General features: G+C 36.9%; 18 protein-coding genes and 1 other annotated feature. Of the genes, 4 read left to right on the top strand and 14 right to left on the bottom strand.

Annotated features, from left to right (window positions below; translation table 11 throughout):
* Positions 1–88 precede the first annotated feature (88 nt).
* The gene (locus tag ACIQ7L_RS19625) at positions 89–292 is read left to right on the top strand and encodes a hypothetical protein (RefSeq protein WP_400571102.1); all 204 of its coding nucleotides are present in this window, start codon (positions 89–91) and stop codon (positions 290–292) included.
* A 33-nt stretch (positions 293–325) separates the two neighbouring features.
* Here the strand turns inward: ACIQ7L_RS19625 and ACIQ7L_RS19620 are convergent, their stop codons facing one another.
* The gene (locus tag ACIQ7L_RS19620) at positions 326–1,972 is read right to left on the bottom strand and encodes a peptide ABC transporter substrate-binding protein (RefSeq protein ID WP_400571101.1); all 1,647 of its coding nucleotides are present in this window, start codon (positions 1,970–1,972) and stop codon (positions 326–328) included.
* 610 nt (positions 1,973–2,582) lie between these two features.
* Between ACIQ7L_RS19620 and ACIQ7L_RS19615 the strand changes: the two genes are divergently transcribed.
* The gene (locus tag ACIQ7L_RS19615; RefSeq protein ID WP_400571100.1) at positions 2,583–4,025 is read left to right on the top strand and encodes an MATE family efflux transporter; all 1,443 of its coding nucleotides are present in this window, start codon (positions 2,583–2,585) and stop codon (positions 4,023–4,025) included.
* Positions 4,026–4,240: 215 nt separating this feature from the next.
* Here the strand turns inward: ACIQ7L_RS19615 and ACIQ7L_RS19610 are convergent, their stop codons facing one another.
* The 5 genes from ACIQ7L_RS19610 to ACIQ7L_RS19590 all read right to left on the bottom strand — a co-directional run bounded on the left by ACIQ7L_RS19610 (position 4,241) and on the right by ACIQ7L_RS19590 (position 8,443).
* The gene (locus ACIQ7L_RS19610) at positions 4,241–5,176 is read right to left on the bottom strand and encodes an ABC transporter ATP-binding protein (RefSeq protein WP_400571099.1); all 936 of its coding nucleotides are present in this window, start codon (positions 5,174–5,176) and stop codon (positions 4,241–4,243) included.
* Positions 5,169–6,212: an ABC transporter ATP-binding protein gene (locus tag ACIQ7L_RS19605; RefSeq protein ID WP_400571098.1), complete on the bottom strand. Its 1,044-nt coding sequence runs from the start codon at positions 6,210–6,212 to the stop codon at positions 5,169–5,171. Before ACIQ7L_RS19605 ends, ACIQ7L_RS19610 begins: the two co-directional genes overlap by 8 nt.
* A gap of 20 nt (positions 6,213–6,232) precedes the next feature.
* Positions 6,233–7,249 (bottom strand): oligopeptide ABC transporter permease, encoded by a 1,017-nt coding sequence (gene opp3C, locus ACIQ7L_RS19600; protein ID WP_400571097.1) that lies wholly within the window; start codon positions 7,247–7,249, stop codon positions 6,233–6,235.
* Positions 7,246–8,175, bottom strand: coding sequence for an oligopeptide ABC transporter permease (gene opp3b, locus ACIQ7L_RS19595; RefSeq protein ID WP_400571096.1), 930 nt, complete (start codon positions 8,173–8,175; stop codon positions 7,246–7,248). Before opp3b ends, opp3C begins: the two co-directional genes overlap by 4 nt.
* A gap of 127 nt (positions 8,176–8,302) precedes the next feature.
* Complete coding sequence (locus ACIQ7L_RS19590; protein WP_400571183.1) at positions 8,303–8,443, bottom strand: hypothetical protein; 141 nt, start codon at positions 8,441–8,443, stop codon at positions 8,303–8,305.
* Between the two features lie 390 nt (positions 8,444–8,833).
* Between ACIQ7L_RS19590 and ACIQ7L_RS19585 the strand changes: the two genes are divergently transcribed.
* Together ACIQ7L_RS19585 and trpS are read left to right on the top strand one after the other, a co-directional pair.
* Positions 8,834–9,211 (top strand): DUF3899 domain-containing protein, encoded by a 378-nt coding sequence (locus ACIQ7L_RS19585; RefSeq protein WP_400571095.1) that lies wholly within the window; start codon positions 8,834–8,836, stop codon positions 9,209–9,211.
* A 291-nt stretch (positions 9,212–9,502) separates the two neighbouring features.
* Positions 9,503–9,720: a binding site (T-box leader), on the top strand.
* Between the two features lie 233 nt (positions 9,721–9,953).
* Positions 9,954–10,943: a tryptophan--tRNA ligase gene (trpS, locus tag ACIQ7L_RS19580; protein WP_400571094.1), complete on the top strand. Its 990-nt coding sequence runs from the start codon at positions 9,954–9,956 to the stop codon at positions 10,941–10,943.
* Between the two features lie 313 nt (positions 10,944–11,256).
* Here the strand turns inward: trpS and ACIQ7L_RS19575 are convergent, their stop codons facing one another.
* The 8 genes from ACIQ7L_RS19575 to ACIQ7L_RS19540 all read right to left on the bottom strand — a co-directional run bounded on the left by ACIQ7L_RS19575 (position 11,257) and on the right by ACIQ7L_RS19540 (position 18,979).
* On the bottom strand, positions 11,257–12,003 hold the full coding sequence (locus ACIQ7L_RS19575) for a YjbA family protein (protein WP_400571093.1): 747 nt from the start codon (positions 12,001–12,003) through the stop codon (positions 11,257–11,259).
* A gap of 191 nt (positions 12,004–12,194) precedes the next feature.
* Positions 12,195–12,986 carry a DUF2268 domain-containing putative Zn-dependent protease gene (locus ACIQ7L_RS19570; RefSeq protein ID WP_400571092.1) on the bottom strand — a complete coding sequence of 264 codons (792 nt, stop codon included), beginning with the start codon at positions 12,984–12,986 and terminating at the stop codon, positions 12,195–12,197.
* 254 nt (positions 12,987–13,240) lie between these two features.
* Positions 13,241–13,744: an SMI1/KNR4 family protein gene (locus tag ACIQ7L_RS19565; RefSeq protein ID WP_400571091.1), complete on the bottom strand. Its 504-nt coding sequence runs from the start codon at positions 13,742–13,744 to the stop codon at positions 13,241–13,243.
* A gap of 842 nt (positions 13,745–14,586) precedes the next feature.
* Positions 14,587–15,825 carry a beta-ketoacyl-ACP synthase II gene (fabF, locus tag ACIQ7L_RS19560; RefSeq protein ID WP_400571090.1) on the bottom strand — a complete coding sequence of 413 codons (1,239 nt, stop codon included), beginning with the start codon at positions 15,823–15,825 and terminating at the stop codon, positions 14,587–14,589.
* Positions 15,826–15,856: 31 nt separating this feature from the next.
* Positions 15,857–16,789 (bottom strand): beta-ketoacyl-ACP synthase III, encoded by a 933-nt coding sequence (gene fabH, locus ACIQ7L_RS19555; RefSeq protein WP_400571089.1) that lies wholly within the window; start codon positions 16,787–16,789, stop codon positions 15,857–15,859.
* A 224-nt stretch (positions 16,790–17,013) separates the two neighbouring features.
* Positions 17,014–17,187: a ComZ family protein gene (locus ACIQ7L_RS19550; protein WP_097895446.1), complete on the bottom strand. Its 174-nt coding sequence runs from the start codon at positions 17,185–17,187 to the stop codon at positions 17,014–17,016.
* Positions 17,188–17,338: 151 nt separating this feature from the next.
* Positions 17,339–18,187: an NAD-dependent epimerase/dehydratase family protein gene (locus ACIQ7L_RS19545; protein WP_400571088.1), complete on the bottom strand. Its 849-nt coding sequence runs from the start codon at positions 18,185–18,187 to the stop codon at positions 17,339–17,341.
* Positions 18,188–18,244: 57 nt separating this feature from the next.
* On the bottom strand, positions 18,245–18,979 hold the full coding sequence (locus tag ACIQ7L_RS19540) for a lipase family protein (RefSeq protein ID WP_400571087.1): 735 nt from the start codon (positions 18,977–18,979) through the stop codon (positions 18,245–18,247).
* Positions 18,980–19,043 lie beyond the last annotated feature (64 nt).

Genomic DNA, 19,043 nt, shown 5'->3' with positions numbered 1-19,043 from the left:
CAAAATGAATATTTTTCTGATATTTCTTTCTTTTTTTACTTTTTTCTCATACAATAAAAATACAGACAGGCAAAGGGGGAATTTACATATGATTGCTTTTTTTATTGATTTTGCAATTGTGGCGATCCTTGTCATCGGGATTACAGCATTCATTGGCGTCATTACAAATAGCATCGGTGAAAAACTCTTTGGCGGGAAAGAAAAAATGAAGTTTGTTAATAGAAGCTCCGACATACAATCTGGTTGGAAACAAGTTGGAGGTAAAGGAATTTATAAAAAGCGTACGTATTAAAAAGAAGCAGGCAATCACCTGCTTCTTTTTGCATTATTCCCCTACAGATGTCCATTTAAAGCTTAAATCGCCACCGTATTTATGGAAGTATAAATCTTTAATTGATTCTCTTTGTAAGTATGCTCTACCACGTTGATATACTGGAGCAATTGCCGCATCGTCAAGCAACATTTTCTCCGCTTCGAGTAAGCTTTTCCAACGTGCATTTACATCGCTACCATCTTTCTTCGCTTTCATAATAATTTCATCATATTTCGGATTGGAATATCCCATTTTATTTTGTGCGCCACCTGTTACAAACATATCAAGGTATGTAATTGGATCTGGGAAATCTGCGCCCCATCCTGAGAATGACATCACATAGTCACCTGCATCTTCTAATTTTAATTTTTGCGCAAATGGCTGTTGTTTAATTTTCACTGTTAAACCTGGTAAGTTCTTTTCTAGCTCGCCTTTTAAATACTCACCTGTCTTTTTAGATAATTCTACGTCTTCATTTAATAATTCTAACTCAATTTCATTTTTACCAAGTTCTTTTTTTCCAGCTTCCCAATATTTTTTCGCTTCTTTTATGTTCGGTTTCACAAGATCTCCGTTTTCAACTCGGAAATCTTTTTTATCAGGACCGATCATAAATTTACCTGGAATCAATCCAGTTGCTGGAGTAGATCCATTATTTAAAAGTGTATCGACAAGTGGTTTGCGTTCAAAACCAAGTGAAATTGCCTTACGAATATTTTTATTTGCTAACGCTGGATCCTTTTCATTTAAACGAAGGAAAAATACTGTTGTTTCTTCTAATGTTATAAAATCTGGTTTCTCTTTATATTTATCGATAAATTCTGCTAATAAAGTTGCACGATCGACCGCTTTTGTTTCATATAAATTAATTGGAGTAGCTGTATCTTTTACAATATTGAAGTTCACTTCTTCCAGCTTCACTACTTTATTATCCCAATATGATGGATTCTTTTTAATCTGGAAGTTTCTCTCGTGTTTCCACTCACTAAGTACGAATGGTCCATTGTAAAGTGTTGTATTTGATTCTAATCCAAACTTGTTCCCTTGCTCTTTTACATATTTTTCATTTACAGGGTAAAATAATGGATACACCATTAAATCTACAAAATACGGGATAGAATTATCTAATTCTACTTCTAACGTATAGTCGTCAATCGCTTTTACACCCAATTGATCTGGTGCCATCTCTTTCTTATTAATTTTCTCTGCATTTTTGATATCGTACATCATGTATGCTGATTTTGCAGCTGTATCAGGATTGATCGCTCTTTTCCATGCATACTCAAAATCCTTCGCTGTCACAGGGTCACCATTTGACCATTTTGCATCTTCACGTAACTTAAAAGTATACTTCTTACCATCTTCTGATTTCTTATATTCCTTCGCTACTCCCGGAACTAATTTATCATCTTTTCCAAGACGATATAATCCTTCCATCGTATTATTCATGACTCTTGAAGAAACCGACTCAGCTGATAATGCTGGATCCATCGTTGGAATTTCTTGTGTTTCAACTAAATTTAATACTTGTTTCGCATTACTTTTACCGCTTTCCCCTTTTGCTTTCGCTTGCGATTCGTCTTTTTGATAGCTACATGCCCCTAATAACATGCTCATTGCTAATGTTGATGCTACAAAAACTGGTACCTTTTTCTTCATCCTTCCATCCCCCTAAAAAATGTTAGCCCTTTCATTTCCAAACAAAAAGAAATGTATATATCTTCTAATAATTCATATTATACACATAAATGTGTTTTTTGTATATTTCTTTTTCTATCTTATTAAAATTTTCTGTTAACATCTCATTTTTTTCAAACGCTTTATATCGCCTTTTCACTTGTGTAAAATGCATAAATTGACCATTTTTACAAAAATATAAATTATCAGAATATAACAACTGTTATATTCTATAATATCTTTTGGATAATTATACTTTTTCTTTCTCTCTTCAAATGTAATCTATAGGCTTCCTGTCAAATTTACATGTCACACACTATATATATATCCATTTTGATTTCCCAGCATATAAGTCGCGGCTATGAAGAACACAAGGTGACTGCTACTTATTTTCTCCCTTTGTTTTCACTTATCATTGGGCAGGAAAAAGACCTGTCCTCTTCCATGCATGGCCGGATTCTCTCTCCCACCTAACAAGAAAGGTTTTATGTCGATTTTTCAATTTGTACTTATATAGAAAAAATTCCATTATGTTTTCTTTACAAATACTTTATGATCTGCGCTACAAAATGAATGCAAGTGTTCATAAAGTATGATAAGATACACTTTGCTTAAAAATGATGTTGGTAAAGAGGGGGATGGGATGACAGCCATTCATTCACAAAACAGGAAAGAAGAAAAGTTAAATTTATTCTTCTTAACATGGCCTATTTTTTTAGAAGTTTTTCTTTTTATGTTAATGGGGATCGCTGACACTTTTATGCTGAGCGCATTATCAGATGATGCGGTATCAGGTGTTGGCGCAGCGAATCAATATCTCCACATTGCAATATTAGTGCTAGAAGTAATCGGAAATGGTGCCGCAATTGTTGTATCTCAGTATCTCGGTTCCAAACGATACATGGAAGCGTCAAAAATATCAGTATTAGCAGTTACCTTAAATTTAGGAGTCGGCCTTATTATAAGTACCATTTTTCTTTTATTTTCAAAAAATATGATGGCGGAAATGAATTTACAAGGCGATGTCTTAACTTACGCACAAAATTATTTATCGATTGTCGGGGGAGCAATCTTTCTTCAAGCTATTATCAATTCACTAGCTGCTATTATTCGTGTTCATGGATTTACAAAACAAGCGATGTTCATTTCATTAGGAATGAATCTTCTTCATATCGCAGGAAACTATATGCTTATTTTCGGAAAGTTCGGCATGCCTGAACTCGGTGTGCAAGGGGCTGCTATTTCCTCTGCATTCAGTCGATTTATCGCACTCATTGTTTTCTTCTGGCTACTCTATCGCGTCATGGAATACCGCGTAAAATTAGCATACTACTTTACCTTATCAAAAGAATATATAGGGAAAATTTTAAAAATCGGTATTCCCTCTGCATTTGAGCAAGTTATGTACCAGGCATGTCAAATTGTCTTCCTATACTACGCAACATACTTAGGTGCAGAGTCATTAGCAGCAAGACAATATGCCACAAATATTTCGATGTTTACGTATTTATTTGCGATCGCTATTGGAATGGGAACAGCCATTATCGTTGGTCGTTTAGTTGGCGGAAATGAAAAAGATGAGGCCTATATACGCGTGTGGAAAAGTGTAAAGTGGGCTATCGGTGTTACGTTATGTATGGTCATTCTTGTCATAACATTTCGCATTCAGTTAATGGAATTATTTACAGATAATCCTCATATCATCGCTCTAGGAGCAACCGTTCTTTTATTAAGCATTATGTTAGAAACGGGACGAACGATGAATATTGTCATCATCAATTCACTCCGTGCAGCAGGTGATGCAAAATACCCTGTCTTAATTGGAGCATTCTCGATGGTACTTATGAGTTTACCGCTCGGCTACTTTTTTGTGTTTTATTTACACATGGGATTGCCTGGTATTTGGCTAGCTATTGCCATCGATGAGTGGACGCGTGCAATTATTATGTTCTTCCGCTGGAAAAGCAGAGCATGGGAAAATTACGCTCTTGTTAAACCTGAGACTTCTGAAGAGTCCGCACCGGTTCAAGCTTAATATAAATCATATACACTACCTTTATAAATTTATTTTGATTTTCTAGCATACAAATCACAGCCGTGAAAACAAAAGCGGATCTCCTCTCGTTTTCTCCTTTTGTTTTCACCTGACATGGGCCGATCCTCTCTTCCATCCAAAAAGAAAGGGTTTATATCAGTTTTCTAATTTGTATTTACATAAAAAAGAAGCGACCTCTCAGGCCGCTTTTTCTATTATTGATAGATTTCTTTATATTTCTTGTATTCTGCTTCTGAGCATAAAACAAAATGTCCAGGACGAATTTCTCGCATCGTTGGCACTTCATTTCCATATTGATGCTGAGATGGATCATACACAATACGTTTACGATTGCGCTCATAGTCTGGATCAGGAAGCGGAATCGCTGATAATAATGATTTTGTATATGGATGAATTGGATTCTCATATAATTCATCACTGCTCGTTAATTCAACAATTTGACCACGATACATAACACCAATGCGATCACTAATGTATTTTACCATTGATAAATCATGGGCAATGAATAAATATGTTAATCCTTTTTCTTTTTGCAACTTTTTCAATAAGTTTACAACTTGCGCCTGAATCGATACGTCCAGCGCAGAAATTGGCTCATCCGCAATGATAAATTCAGGTTCTACAGCTAGCGCACGAGCAATCCCAATACGTTGACGTTGTCCACCAGAGAATTCATGCGGGAAACGGTTTGCGTGTTCTTTATTTAATCCAACTGTATTCAGTAATTCATGAACACGGTCCATACGTTCTTTTTTATTTTTTGCTAACCCGTGAATATCAATACCTTCTGCAATAATATCCCCAACTGTCATACGTGGGTTTAATGACGCATATGGATCTTGGAAAATCATTTGCATTTTACGGTTAAATTTCTTTAATTGTGCTCGTGATTTTTTACCATGTACGTTTTCACCATCGAACAATACTTCACCAGCAGTTGCATCGTATAAGCGAATAATCGTTCTTCCCGTTGTCGATTTTCCGCAACCAGATTCTCCTACAAGCCCAAATGTTTCACCGCGGTAAATATCAAATGAAATATCATTGACCGCTTTTACAACACCACCACTCACGTTGAAGTGCTGCTTCACATTTTTTACTTCAATTAATTTTTCACGTTGATTAGTCATGTTGTTCACCTGCTTTCATCTGAAGAATTCGTTTTTGAACGACTTCTGGCGGTTTCACTTCCGGTGCTTGCTCATGAAGTAACCATGTTGCCGCATAATGTGTATCACTTACTTTAAACAATGGTGGTTCCATTTCAAAATCAATTTTTAACGCCTGCGGGTTACGTGGTGCAAAAGCATCCCCTTTTGGCGGTTTCAATAAATCTGGAGGTGTTCCAGGAATTGCATATAACTCTTCCTCTGAACCATCTAAACTTGGCATAGATGCGATTAATCCCCATGTATACGGATGTTTTGGATTGTAGAAAATTTCATCAACCGTTCCAATTTCAACAACTTTACCAGCATACATAACAGCAACTCGATCTGCCACATTCGCTACTACACCTAAGTCATGCGTAATGAAAATAATTGCCGCTTCCGTTTTCTGCTGAATATCCTTCATTAATTCCAAAATTTGTGCCTGAATTGTAACGTCAAGTGCCGTCGTTGGCTCATCGGCAATCAATAATTTTGGATTACAAGCTAGTGCCATCGCAATAACAACACGCTGTCTCATACCACCGGAAAATTGGTGTGGATATTGCTTTAAACGCGCTTCTGGATTCGGAATTCCAACAAGATCGATTAACTCTAAAGCAACTTTACGTGCATCTGCTTTACCCATTCCTTGGTGCTTAATAAGACCTTCCATGACTTGATTACCAATTGTCATCGTTGGATTTAATGATGTCATCGGATCTTGGAAAATCATCGCGATTTCTTTCCCACGAACTTGTTGCATCTCTTTTTCCGTTAACTTTGTTAAATCACGACCGTCAAATATAATTTCTCCATTCTTAATGCGTCCTGGAGGAGTAGGGATTAATCCCATTAGTGCTTTCGATGTAACAGATTTCCCAGAACCAGATTCTCCTACAATCGCTAATGTTTCTCCTTTTTTCAAATCAAAAGTAACTCCACGAACAGCTTGCACTTGACCAGCATGTGTATCAAAGGAGACTTGTAAATCTTTTACCTCTAACAATGTTTTCATTTTTACTTCTCCCTCCTCTTTTACTTACGCATTTTTGGATCTAACGCATCGCGTAATCCATCTGCCATTAAGTTAAATGCTAAAATTAACATACTGATAACAATCGCAGGGATGAACATCATATGTGGATATGTTTGAATTGATTTATATCCATCATTTACAAGAGAACCAAGCGATGCAAATGGCGGCTGAATACCAAGTCCAATGAAACTTAAGAACGCTTCACCAAACACCGCTGTAGGAATTGTAAACATTGTCATAACAATAATTGGTCCCATTACGTTTGGAATTAAGTGCTTCATAATTAATTGTGTGTTTGTTGCGCCTAATGTACGAGATGCTAATACATATTCTTGATTTTTCAGTTTTAAAATTTGTCCCCGCACAATCCGTGACATGCCAATCCAACCTGTAATTGCCATCGCAAGTGTAATTGACCAAATACCTGAACCCATAATAATTACCATCAAAATAACGATAATCAAATACGGAATACCATTGATAATTTCCATGATACGCTGCATAATATTATCTACTCGTCCACCATAGAACGCTGAAATACCTCCATATGCAACCCCAATTACTAAATCAATCGCTGCCGCTAACAGGGCGATATATAATGATACGCGTGTTCCTTCCCATGTTCTTGTCCATAAATCACGTCCAAGATCATCTGTACCAAACCAGAAATACTCTTTAATATCACGTTTTGCATATTGGTCAACACCATATTGATCTTTACCATCAAACGGTAACCAATGAATATTTTCGATCACTGGAATTTTTGGTGGCATTTTTGCACGACCTAAGTCTTGTTCTTTATAGGAATGTTTACTTACCATCGGCCCAAAAATTGCCATAAGTGTAATAATAATCAGTAATACAAGACCAAACATTGCCCCTTTATGCTGGAACAAACGTCTTCTTACATCTTGCCAAAAAGTTAAGCTTGGACGGGCAATGACTTCATTATCAACATTGCTTTGATTGGCTGGCTGAAATAAATCTGGAGATAATTTTTGTACATCTTTCATCATTTTTTCCCTCCCGCTAGACGAATACGAGGATCAATAATTCCGTATAAAATATCCACAATAAAGATGACTAAAATAAAGATTGCACTATAGAAAATTGTTGTTCCCATAATAACTGTATAGTCATTTAATGTTATCGATTTAACGAATTGCTCCCCAAGTCCAGGTACAGCAAAAATTTGTTCAATAACAAGTGTCCCTGTAATTAACGCTGCAACCATTGGTCCTAAAATTGTAACAACCGGAATAAGTGCGTTACGAAGTGCGTGTTTCACAATGATAACGCCTTGACTAATCCCTTTTGCTTTTGCTGTTAAAATATAATCAGCCTGCATAACTTCAATTAATTCTGCACGAGCAAAACGCGCGATTGTTGCGATAACCGCCATTGATAAGGCGATAGTAGGCAGAACCGTAAATTCAGGTCCCTTCCAGAATGCAACTGGGAACCAGCCAAGTTTTACACCTACGAAATATTGTAACAGTGCCGCAAATACGAAGGATGGTACCGACATTCCGAGTACGGAAATAATCGTTGCTCCATAATCGACCCATGTATTATTACGAAGTGCGGCGATAATCCCTAAGATTAACCCTATAAATGTACCTAGAACAATTGCCTGAAAGCCAAGCTGTGCTGACGGCCCAATACGCTCGACAATCATATCTGTTACTGGACGGTTATCATATTGGAATGATACTCCTAAATCACCTTTTACTAAGTTTCCTAAATAACGTGCATACTGAACTGGTACCGGATCATTTAAACCATATTTTTCTAAAATGAGTTCCCTTTGCTGTGGTGATAATTTCTCTTGGTTTTTAAGTGGAGAACCCGGCAGTAATTTCATTAGAAAGAATGTTAATGTAGTAATTAAAAATAATGTTACAATCATGTACACGAAACGTTTGAATACATAACGTCCCATAGTCAAGCACCTCCCCATTTTTTCAAAAGCAACAAGATAGTTTAAAATATTCTTACTTTTATTTTTTTTAAAATTAAGAGTATATGCCCATCAGAGGCATATACCCTTGTAAACGATGGAATAAAAATTATTTTTGTTCAACAGATGCAAGCTTATAATTCAGTTTACCACCGTAATTAATCGGGATAATATCTTTCACAGTATCTTTTGCCAAGTAAAGTAAGCATGTTCTTTTTGTCGGATTCGAATATCCTGTTTTGTGTACCATTCGTAACAGACATATCCACATATGAAATTGGATCTAGATAATCCGGACCCTAAACACCGAAAACAATCTCATATTGTCCTCCCTCCCCTAATTGCAATTCCTGTACCCCACTTATTAAAATATAGAATTGAAAGAATAATCTCCAAGTTTCTACAATTTTCATTATACATATAATATGACGATTGTGAATATCATTTTTTATTTTTTTGTTAAAATTTTTAATGAAATGTTAATTTTTTTATTTTTCTGTAAAGACATAACTTAACATTGATACCATCATATTGAAATAAAATACACAATTGCGTATAATTTTCAAATAATTACTTCTAGTACTCATTATAACTTTTATAGTATAATAATTCCAGTAGCATTTTGACGGAGGGGAAGATTTTGAATAGACTTTTTTTTCATACCTGCATACTCATTTTATTTGCAATACTTGCTTCTAGTATTGGTGCTTTTTTATTTTCATCTCACTTTTTGTTGAATTTTGTCAATATTTCGTTTTATATCGCATTATTGTGTATTCTCTTAGGCGGTTTTTTATTCTTATTTCAAAGTGGATTTTTCAACGTAACGATATATGCCTTCCAAAAAGTGTTTGGAACAAATAAAAAAATTGAATCTCTAATTGAAGAGGAAGATCCTGTTGATAAAAAAGAACGAATCTATAAAACATATTCATTCACATGGACATATCCTATTTGTATTACAGGTGTCTTACTTGGAGCCCTCTCGACAATCATTAGCTTTACTATTTTGATGTAGTTTGCAAACAATCTTTCATATGATATAATAATTTGCAAAACATTTTGCTATTATATACATCAATTAAAAAACGACATCCCCCCTCTTTTTAGGTGGGAGAGAGCATCTAGCCATGTATAGAAGCGGTCAGGACCTTTTTCTGCCACATGCGAAGTAAAAACAGAAAGAGCAAATGAGTGTAGGTTACTTTTTATTCTGCATAGCAAGGATTTAGATGTCGAAAAATAAAAATGAATTTATATAAATAGCTTTAACTCTTAAATAGCAAGAGTTACGTTATAATAATTTCATATGCATGCGATGAGAAAGAAGAGTACATATTGCAGCAATTTCAGAGAGCTTGTGGTTGGTGTGAACAAGTAATTGTACAATATGGAATGGGCTTTTGAGCACCAAACCGAAACAACTGAGGAGTAGGCTTTGGCGTTATATCCAGCGTTATAATGGATACAAGAGATTTCACAGCCGTGAAATAATTAGGGTGGTACCGCGGTCCATTCGTCCCTATATCATTTGGGATGATTGGGCTTTTTTGTGTTAGAAAGCGGAAGCGGATCGTTCAGAATGTGAGGGGGATGGAGCTCCTGACATAGAGGCGTTCTTTGCCTCGCAGGAAGGCGCGAAGCCACCGATCATTCTTGCCGCTGGAGCTGGATTACGTCAGAAAGAGGAAGCGGCTCGTATTGATCTACTTCCCCCACCCTTCAACAATACATACCTAAAATTTAAGGAGGAATTACTTATGTCAGTTATCTTTTCTGGTATTCAACCAAGTGGAACAATTACACTTGGAAACTATTTGGGAGCTATGAAGCAATTTACAGAACTACAAAACGAACATGATTGTTATTTCTGCATTGTCAATCAACATGCTATTACAATGCCTCAGGATTCTGTACAACTTCGTAAAAATATCCGCAGCCTTGCTGCACTATATGTCGCTTGTGGTATTGACCCTGAAAAATCAACTTTATTTGTGCAATCAGAAGTACCAGCACACGCTCAGCTAGGATGGATTATGCAATCTATCGCATATGTCGGAGAATTAGAACGAATGACACAATACAAAGATAAATCATCAGGCAGAGAGTCTGTTCCAGCAGGTTTACTTACGTATCCACCGTTAATGGCTGCTGATATCTTACTTTATAACACTGAAATCGTTCCGGTTGGTGACGACCAAAAACAACATATGGAATTAACACGTGATTTAGCAGAGCGTTTCAATAAACGTTTCCGTGAAATTTTCACAATTCCGGAAATTCGTATTCCAAAAGTAGGGGCACGTGTTATGTCATTAACAGAACCTACGAAAAAAATGAGTAAATCTGATCCAAATCCAAAATCAATGATTAGCATGCTTGATGATCCTAAAACAATTGAAAAGAAAATTAAAAGTGCAGTAACTGATTCTGATGGTATCGTAAAATACGATAAAGAAAATAAGCCTGGTATTTCCAACCTATTAACGATCTATTCTTCATTCACAGGCAAAACAATCGAAGAACTAGAAACTTATTATGAAGGAAAAGGATACGGTGACTTTAAAGGCGATTTAGCGAAAATCGTTGTAGAAGCAATTCGTCCAATCCAAGAAAAATATAACGAACTAATCAACTCTCCAGAATTAGATGAAATTCTAGACAAAGGTGCTGAAAAAGCAAACCGAGTTGCAATAAAACAACTACGTAAAGTAGAAAATGCAATGGGATTAAGCAGAAAACGTAGATAATATTAAAAAGCGGAAGCGGCTCGCTCAGAATGTGAGGGGGATGGAGCTCCTGACGTAGAGGCGATTTTTGCCTCGCAGGAAGGCGCGAAGCCACCGATCATTCTTGCCGCTGGAGCTGGATTATATAAAAAGCGGAGGCGGCTTGCTCAGAATGTGAGGGGGATGGAGCTCCTGACGTAGAGGCGATTTTTGCCTCGCAGGAAGGCGCGAAGCCATCGATTATTCTTGCTGCCGGAGCTGGATTACACAAAAAACTGCACCTCCAATTGTTAGACTGTATCTAACAATTGGGGTGCAGTTTTTTTGCTGCTTTTTAATTTACCTTTTGCTCATTTTCCATTTCCCATAGTTTCTCAAAAAATGGTTGTCCTTTTACAAGGCGTTCACATAGCTGTTCATGCTTTTCTGACCAGCCATATTTTGCTTCTTCATAAAGACGCTCCCAAACGGCTTCAAAATTCATATGTTGAACTGTTCCATAAGCTGATGGATCCCACTCTGTATACCAATAGCGAATTTCAGCTGGATTTTTCGTTGTATGTAGTTGATCTAACGCCATAAATAACAATTGCTTTAATTGTCTTTCTTTACGTGTTAAACCATTCATGATATAAGGTGATGGCGATAAAATGTGATGCTCTTTTTGAATTTCTTCTACTTGAAACTCATACGTTTCTGCCTGAACATTCTCTACCATCTCATATACCATCTGTTCTTGACGCGGTATAAGTCTACTTTTTCGAATTGGTACATTGTAGCCAATTGAATCTACTGCAATAATTCCTTTTCCATCTGTAACAACAAAACAGTACTCTTGTTGCAAACGTTCATGATTTTTACGAATATACGCCTTATGATGTACGTCTTCCAATAACTTTTGCGGAAGCTCCAATAATTCGTTCTCGATGTAATGATATAATGTGGAATCTACTTTTAATAATGGCACTTGATCTAATAACTCAATCGTATCATCCTTCCGCCATTCGTAAAAATGACAAACGTTATACCCATTTTCTTCACCTTCAAACCAATTTACCCATACATCATGCAGATATAACATTTTCTACCCCTCACTTCACTACTGTTTGTACATTTCATTATGTTCATTTTTTGTAAAATTTATTCCATTGAAGGAAATATATTCTACTTATTATTTCTTCACCGCACCTTACTTCCATTTTCACCATAAAAAAAACTTGGCAGCGCCAAGTTTTTAATTCAGTATTCGAAATTTGCCTAATAAACTGCCCGCTAATGCGGAATAAATGTATTAGCCTTATTTAATATGCGCTTTGCATCTATAGATAATAAGGAAAGTGTATTTTCTCGTTCAAGTTCTACACACTCTTTTACAATATGAAATCCAATTGCATACCCAAGCATCTTTGGGTACTTGTGCATCCCAGTTAGTAAACAATCATGTTCCCTCGTTCCTCTCTTCATATCTACTCTATCTTTTACAATCTTCTCCCAATAATATCGTGCTTCTTCTTTTGTAAAGTATAACGTCCAAGGTGCGCATTCTTCTTCTGTATGCCTTTCAGTCACAGCCTGCTCCGCTAATCCCTCCATAATCATTGTATCTAATAATGTATAGTCCTTTTCCCTATTTTCAATTTGATGTAACCGACATATATGATGATATTCATGCGTCAGCAACGCTTTTAATTCCTTCACTGAATTTTTGCCGCATACAAATAAAAAAATAACATGACGCATCGTTAAACCAGCTTTTCCGTTATACTCCTCTTGCACAGTTCGATTATATGAATCTGATAATAAAATAAAGACAGGGACATCTGGGCCTTTTAACCATTTTCTTAGCTCTTCATACTCTTTAGCTAACTCTTTCCAAATCTGCTTTTCCTCTAACTGTCCAATCTCCTTTTCCCCTTCTCTTACCGGACGATACATACCTTTAGAAACTAAAAATCGATACAGTCTCTCTTTTGGCAATGGAATGTATTTTGTAAACTTCTCACAAAGTTTTTCTGGACGTCCATAATACAAATGTAGCCAATCTGCCGTTTGAATAATCCCCATCTTCACCTCTCCCCTCTCTTCTATACATATGCAAGAAAAGGAGCGAACGCGAAATGATGAAGTGAAACTTTTGATTGGCTTTGATTTGTTTCTAATTGCACAACTTCATCTTTCCTGCATGTGCTTGCGGAAGGGAACTTCTGTTGAAGCACTGTTAAACTGAGAGGAAATGGCGGATGTGAGAATTATAATTTGGTTTTTGTTCATACAAACAGGCACCTCACAAAAGGGCCTGTTTGTCGACAATCTAACATTTAATCCTTGTCAAAATGAGAGTACGGGAGTAACCCTTCTAAAAAAGTTTGGAAATCGTCCGCTAAGAATGTAATGATTGGATCTTGATAATTTTCTACATTCACATGAATTACTCTTGGTTCGCCTTGTTTTCCGCACTCGTTATAGTCTAACAAAACAGCATCGTGTCCAGCTGTAGGCGATTCTCCTACGTATATACAAGAAGATGGATATTCAAATTCCTCTATCATGTAAATTCCCTCCGTATCAATCCCATGCTCTCCACCAATGCCATAGAACCCTGCTACGTAAATATGATCCTCAGCCCAAGAGGTAGGTACGGTAGTAGGAAAACAATTATGTACAGGCGTACCACCGTTTTGCGATTTGATTAAGCAAATATAGGAATCAGGTAATTTATAACCTAATTTTTCTTCTGCAATCCGAATCATTTCATCTGTAACTGGATTTGGGTTTACGAACTCGTCAGAGTCCTCCCAAAAGGTATGTAATGCGTTCACCATGTGGGTTTCACTTCCTTTCCAACATTTTCTTTTTCTTTATATCCCAACCTCATGAAAAAGGTCAACCACTTCTACGCATGATCGGACTCTCTCTTCCATCCAAAACACCCTTTCACTACACGATACTATTGATATTTTTTAAATACTAATACTGCGTTATAACTACCGAATCCTTCCTAATTACGGCTACGGACACAAAAACTAACCTTCTCTTACTTTCTACTTTTGTTTTTACATGGCATGGGGCTCAAAAAGGCCCTGACCGCTTCTATGCATGGACGGACCCTCTCTCCCACCCCTAAAAAGAAAGGGGTTTGATTTATAAATAAAGAAGGGGTTTTACATAACACCCTCTCACTACACTATATTATTGATATTTTTTAAATACTAATACTGCGTTATGACCACCGAATCCTAATTACGGCTACGGACACAAAAACTAACCTTCTCTTACTTTCTACTTTTGTTTTTACATGGCATGGGGCTCAAAAAGGCCCTGACCGCTTCTACGCATGATCGGACGCTCTCTCCCACCCTAAAAAGAAAGGGGTTTGATTTATAAATAAAGAGGGTGTTTTACATAACACCCTCTCACTACACTATATTATTGATATTTTTTAAATACTAATACTGCGTTATGACCACCGAATCCTAATTACGGCTATGGACACAAAAACTGACCTTCTCTTACTTTCTACTTTTGTTTTTACATGGCATGGGGCTCAAAAAGGCCCTGACCACTTCTACGCATGATCGGACTCTCTCTCCCACCCCTAAAAAGAAAGGGGTTTGATTTATAAAAAAAGAGGGTGTTTTACATAACACCCTCTTACTACACTATATTATTGATATTTTTTAAATACTAATACTGCGTTATGACCACCGAATCCTAATGAATTACTTAATACAGCACGTACTTCTTGATGTCTTGCTTTGTTTGGTACGTAATCTAAATCACATTCTGGATCTGGTGTTTCATAATTAATTGTTGGAGGAATAACGCTATCTGTAATTGACTTAATAGAGAATATCGCCTCAACAGCTCCAGCTGCACCTAATAAGTGGCCTGTCATTGATTTTGTAGAGCTAATCGCTACTTTATATGCATGCTCACCAAATGCCTCTTTAATTGCCATCGTTTCATATTTCTCATTTGCACCTGTACTTGTACCATGCGCATTAATATAATCAATATCCTCTGGCTCAAGACCTGCATCCGCTAACGCTTGACGTATCGCACGAACGCCGCCTTCACCACCAGGAGCAGGAAGTGTAATATGGAATGCATCACCTGTTGCACCATATCCAACAAGTTCTGCATAAATGTGTGCACCACGTGCTAATGCATGCTCTAATTCTTCTAGTATAAGAATGCCTGCACCTTCTCCCATTACAAAGCCGCTTCGATTTTTATCGAATGGACGACAAGCAGTTGCTGGATCCTCATTAAATGTTAATGCTTTCGCTGAACTAAATCCTGCAAATGCCATACTTGTTAACGGCGCTTCTGCACCACCTGTAATCATTGCATCTGCATCGCCGCGCTGAATGACTTTAAACGCATCACCAACAGAATTTGCTCCTGATGCACAAGCTGTCACAGAACAAGTATTAATTCCTTTTGCACCTGTAGCAATTGAGACTTGACCCGCAGCCATATCAGGAATCATCATTGGTATCAAAAATGGACTTACACGGCGAGGACCTTTTTCCGTAAAGATTTTAAATTGCTCTTCATACGTTTCCATACCACCAATACCAGAACCGATCCATACACCAATACGTGGTGCAATTTCATCTGTAATGTCCAACTTCGCATCTTCAACTGCCATCTTTGCTGCTGCTACCGCATATTGTGTGAAGCGATCCATACGACGCGCTTCTTTTTTCTCAATATATTTTTCAACTTCAAAGTCGTTAATTTCTGCTGCTACTTTTGCAGGAAATTGTTCCGGATCTAATCTTGTAAGCCGGCCGATTCCAGACACACCATTTTTAATGTTTTCCCAAGCTGTTTCAACATCTGTTCCAATCGGCGTAACAGCTCCTAGTCCTGTAATTACGACACGCTTTTTTTCCATACAAAATACACTCCTTTTTTTCTCTCAGTCCTTATTTGCCCCAACGAAGAGCGACTGCTCCCCATGTTAATCCGCCGCCAAAGCCGACTAATATAATTAAATCACCGTCTTGAATACGTCCATTTTGCAATTCCTCTACCATTGCAATTGGAATTGAAGAAGCTGATGTATTTCCGAACTTCTCAATTGTCATACTCATTTTTTCTTGTGGTAAATTTAATCTTTCTCGTGCAGACTCCATAATACGAATATTTGCTTGATGAGGAACTAAGAAATCCACATCTTCTTTCGTAAGACCTGCTTTTTCTAAAACACGAAGACAAGAATCACCAAGCTGACGAACAGCAAATTTAAAGACTTCTCTTCCGTTCATCATAACATATTCATCTTGGTAAAGGTGCTTACCACCACTTCCGTCCGCTCCTAGTTCGAATGAAAGAATACCTTTTCCTTCTGAAACAGGCCCCATTATAACAGCCCCTGCTCCGTCCCCAAATAGTACAGCTGTATTACGATCATTCCAGTCTACAATCTTAGATAATTTATCACTACCAACTACTAATACATTTTTATAAGTTCCAGTTTGAATAAATTGCTGCGCTGTAATCATTCCGTACATAAAGCCCGCACATGCTGCACCTAAATCCATTGCTGCTGCATGTTTCGCAGCAATTTGTTCTTGAATTACACAAGCAACGGCCGGAAAAGAACGATCTGGCGTTACTGTTGCAACTAAAATAAGGTCAATTTCTTCTCCACTAATCCCTGCATTTTCAATTGCTTTCTTGGCAGCTTCTACAGCCATATATGAAGTATCTATTGTATCATCGGCAATGCGTCTTTCTGCAATTCCCGTTCTTGTACGAATCCATTCATCAGATGTATCCATGATTTTCTCTAAGTCTTGATTTGTGACTACTTTCTCTGGCACATATCTCCCGATCCCTAAAATGCCTACATTCACTTTGCAGCCCTCCGTTTTATATCAATTATTATGACTTGGTACTAATTTTAAAACATAAACGTTTTTTTGTCTAGAATATATTTCGAAGCAAAAAATAAAGCCGACAAATTGTCGACCTCCCCCCACAGAGAAACAAAAAAACAATAGGGAATAACCGCCCGGAAAAGCCCGATTGGTGAGGGCTAATAATCCACGGGACATTCCCCACTTATAAAAGCTTCACTTTATCTTTCTGCTTTTCCAAGCTCATACGCTTCACTCATAACCTTCATTAGTAACTCTAATACCGGCTGCGCTTTTTCCATATCAAGCGCAATTCCATTATCATCTAAAATTGCTTTTGCCTCCGGTAAATGTTTCATAGCGATCTGTAAAAATTGCATATTTTTTTCATTCATATTTCTTCATCCTTTCAGTGAAATAAAACTTTCATCAATCAAGATTCCTTCATATCCGCCTAACTTCTTTGCCTTTACGTAAATTATCACCTGCAAAGAGCTGGATAAAAAAGCATGGCCCTTTCATTCATACAATAGTTTACCACGTGTTTCAACCTTCGTATAACTTCTTATATTTTTTTAAATGTGTCAATTGTTTATTTAAACCGAATTCTAACGGTGTATTTTTCCGAATACAAACGCTCTCTATAGCTGCTCTCTTTGTCTCTTCCGTATGCTGACTCCATTTATCATCAGCATGTAAAAGAGTCATTCCCTTTTCCCACAGATTTTTTTTGCCACTAATCAGATTATACACACCTAGTTTTTCTAAATCGGTCCCTCTCTCCCATAAGTATTCGCACACATCCTCAACGTAAAGAAGATCACTCCCTTTTTCATGTGGAACGAACGGGCATTCATTCTGGGCAAGTTCTGAAAGGATAAGTTGATGATAACTCATAAATACTGGTTGCCAAGGTCCATATAATGTAGGAACACGAAATATATGATATGGAAATCCCCCCTTCTTTATTTCCTCTTCTACTTTCGTAAATAATCGTTTATTTTCCGATTCTTCCTCCTCATTCCCTATTTCAATAGAAGAAATTACATTTAACTTCACTTTATTTTTTTCACACATATGTGTAACACGCTTCAAATATTGCAAAATGATTCTTTCATTCCGAAATCCACTTTGCTGATTTGGTTCACATAAACAAAAGTAAGCCGCGTCAAAATGTCCCTTTTCTACTGCCTTCCATTCATTCTCATCCCTTATGGAAGAATACGTAAACAAAGCATTCCGTCCAATTAAAAATAGCTTTTCTTCACTTATTTTTGACATACTCTCGAAATCAGCAAAATCAAACCCATATACTTCCACTTCTTCTGCAAGCATTTTATTTACAAGGTGATAACCTACAAACGTAAGTGCACCTACAATAAGCACGCGTTTCATATCACCAACCCTTTCTTCCCTCTAAACAATAGCTCCTCATTTATGTATATTGGAGCTTCATAACTCTTCTTCATACTTTTTAAAGAAACTACATGTCTGCTCAATCATTTTATATTTCACATCTTGTAAATGAAATAATAAAGAGGTCTCACAGTTTCCATGCACTCGCTTTTTCTCATATTCACGTAATAATTGCTTACGTTCTTTCTTTTCTTGTGTAGATACAAAAATTTTAACAGGTACACATGAAGGAAGGTTTAAAAATGATTTTTTCTCAATTTGCGCCGCTAACTCAGCTTCTTTCACATCATACGCAAGTAATAATTCTCTTACCAACCTTTTATAGAAAAACTTATGTTCTTTCTCAAATTCCACATGTGCAGGTAAATCTAGACATGGGCTCAACATGACAACAGATCGTATACACTCAGGATATTGATTCATCATCTCAAGAGCTACAAGTGCGCCCATTCCATCTGCAAGAATATGAATTTTTTCATTTAATGTTTCTTTCCTCATAACAACATGATATAAACGCTTTGCTAAACGAACTGACTGATCATTCCCCCAGTGTCTTCCATATAAATTAGATGAAAAGACCGTATACCCTTTCTGTATCAGCCCATTCAAGAAAGATGCTCTCCCTTCGTGCTGCATCCATAAACTTGTACCATTCTCAATAAAATAGTTGTAGTCGCCAAGAAGCATAACGCAAAATCCATTTGGTTTCTCTGGTAAATAAATGACACATGGTTCTTTTTCTAAATAGAAAAAACGTTCCGTAATACTCATCTTTCTCCCGCCTTATTCTCTAAACATAAAAACTACTCCTTTATAATGTATGACCGGAATACAA

The organism is Bacillus sp. NPDC094106 (genome assembly GCF_044764345.1).
Lineage (GTDB): Bacteria > Bacillota > Bacilli > Bacillales > Bacillaceae_G > Bacillus_A.
This window is presented reverse-complemented; position numbering and strand designations above follow the sequence as displayed.

What these genes read in the sequence shown, in the direction of transcription:
- trpS (WP_400571094.1), top strand. Translation starts at nt 9,954, where the DNA reads ATGTCAGTTATCTTTTCTGGTATTCAACCAAGTGGAACAATTACACTT.
- opp3C (WP_400571097.1), bottom strand. Translation starts at nt 7,249, where the DNA reads ATGATGAAAGATGTACAAAAATTATCTCCAGATTTATTTCAGCCAGCC.
- ACIQ7L_RS19570 (WP_400571092.1), bottom strand. Translation starts at nt 12,986, where the DNA reads ATGGGGATTATTCAAACGGCAGATTGGCTACATTTGTATTATGGACGT.
- ACIQ7L_RS19590 (WP_400571183.1), bottom strand. Translation starts at nt 8,443, where the DNA reads ATGGTACACAAAACAGGATATTCGAATCCGACAAAAAGAACATGCTTA.
- ACIQ7L_RS19615 (WP_400571100.1), top strand. Translation starts at nt 2,583, where the DNA reads ATGATAAGATACACTTTGCTTAAAAATGATGTTGGTAAAGAGGGGGAT.
- ACIQ7L_RS19620 (WP_400571101.1), bottom strand. Translation starts at nt 1,972, where the DNA reads ATGAAGAAAAAGGTACCAGTTTTTGTAGCATCAACATTAGCAATGAGC.
- ACIQ7L_RS19625 (WP_400571102.1), top strand. Translation starts at nt 89, where the DNA reads ATGATTGCTTTTTTTATTGATTTTGCAATTGTGGCGATCCTTGTCATC.
- ACIQ7L_RS19545 (WP_400571088.1), bottom strand. Translation starts at nt 18,187, where the DNA reads ATGAAACGCGTGCTTATTGTAGGTGCACTTACGTTTGTAGGTTATCAC.
- ACIQ7L_RS19565 (WP_400571091.1), bottom strand. Translation starts at nt 13,744, where the DNA reads ATGGTGAACGCATTACATACCTTTTGGGAGGACTCTGACGAGTTCGTA.
- ACIQ7L_RS19605 (WP_400571098.1), bottom strand. Translation starts at nt 6,212, where the DNA reads ATGAAAACATTGTTAGAGGTAAAAGATTTACAAGTCTCCTTTGATACA.
- ACIQ7L_RS19550 (WP_097895446.1), bottom strand. Translation starts at nt 17,187, where the DNA reads ATGAATGAAAAAAATATGCAATTTTTACAGATCGCTATGAAACATTTA.
- ACIQ7L_RS19540 (WP_400571087.1), bottom strand. Translation starts at nt 18,979, where the DNA reads ATGAGTATTACGGAACGTTTTTTCTATTTAGAAAAAGAACCATGTGTC.
- opp3b (WP_400571096.1), bottom strand. Translation starts at nt 8,175, where the DNA reads ATGGGACGTTATGTATTCAAACGTTTCGTGTACATGATTGTAACATTA.
- ACIQ7L_RS19610 (WP_400571099.1), bottom strand. Translation starts at nt 5,176, where the DNA reads ATGACTAATCAACGTGAAAAATTAATTGAAGTAAAAAATGTGAAGCAG.
- ACIQ7L_RS19575 (WP_400571093.1), bottom strand. Translation starts at nt 12,003, where the DNA reads ATGTTATATCTGCATGATGTATGGGTAAATTGGTTTGAAGGTGAAGAA.
- fabF (WP_400571090.1), bottom strand. Translation starts at nt 15,825, where the DNA reads ATGGAAAAAAAGCGTGTCGTAATTACAGGACTAGGAGCTGTTACGCCG.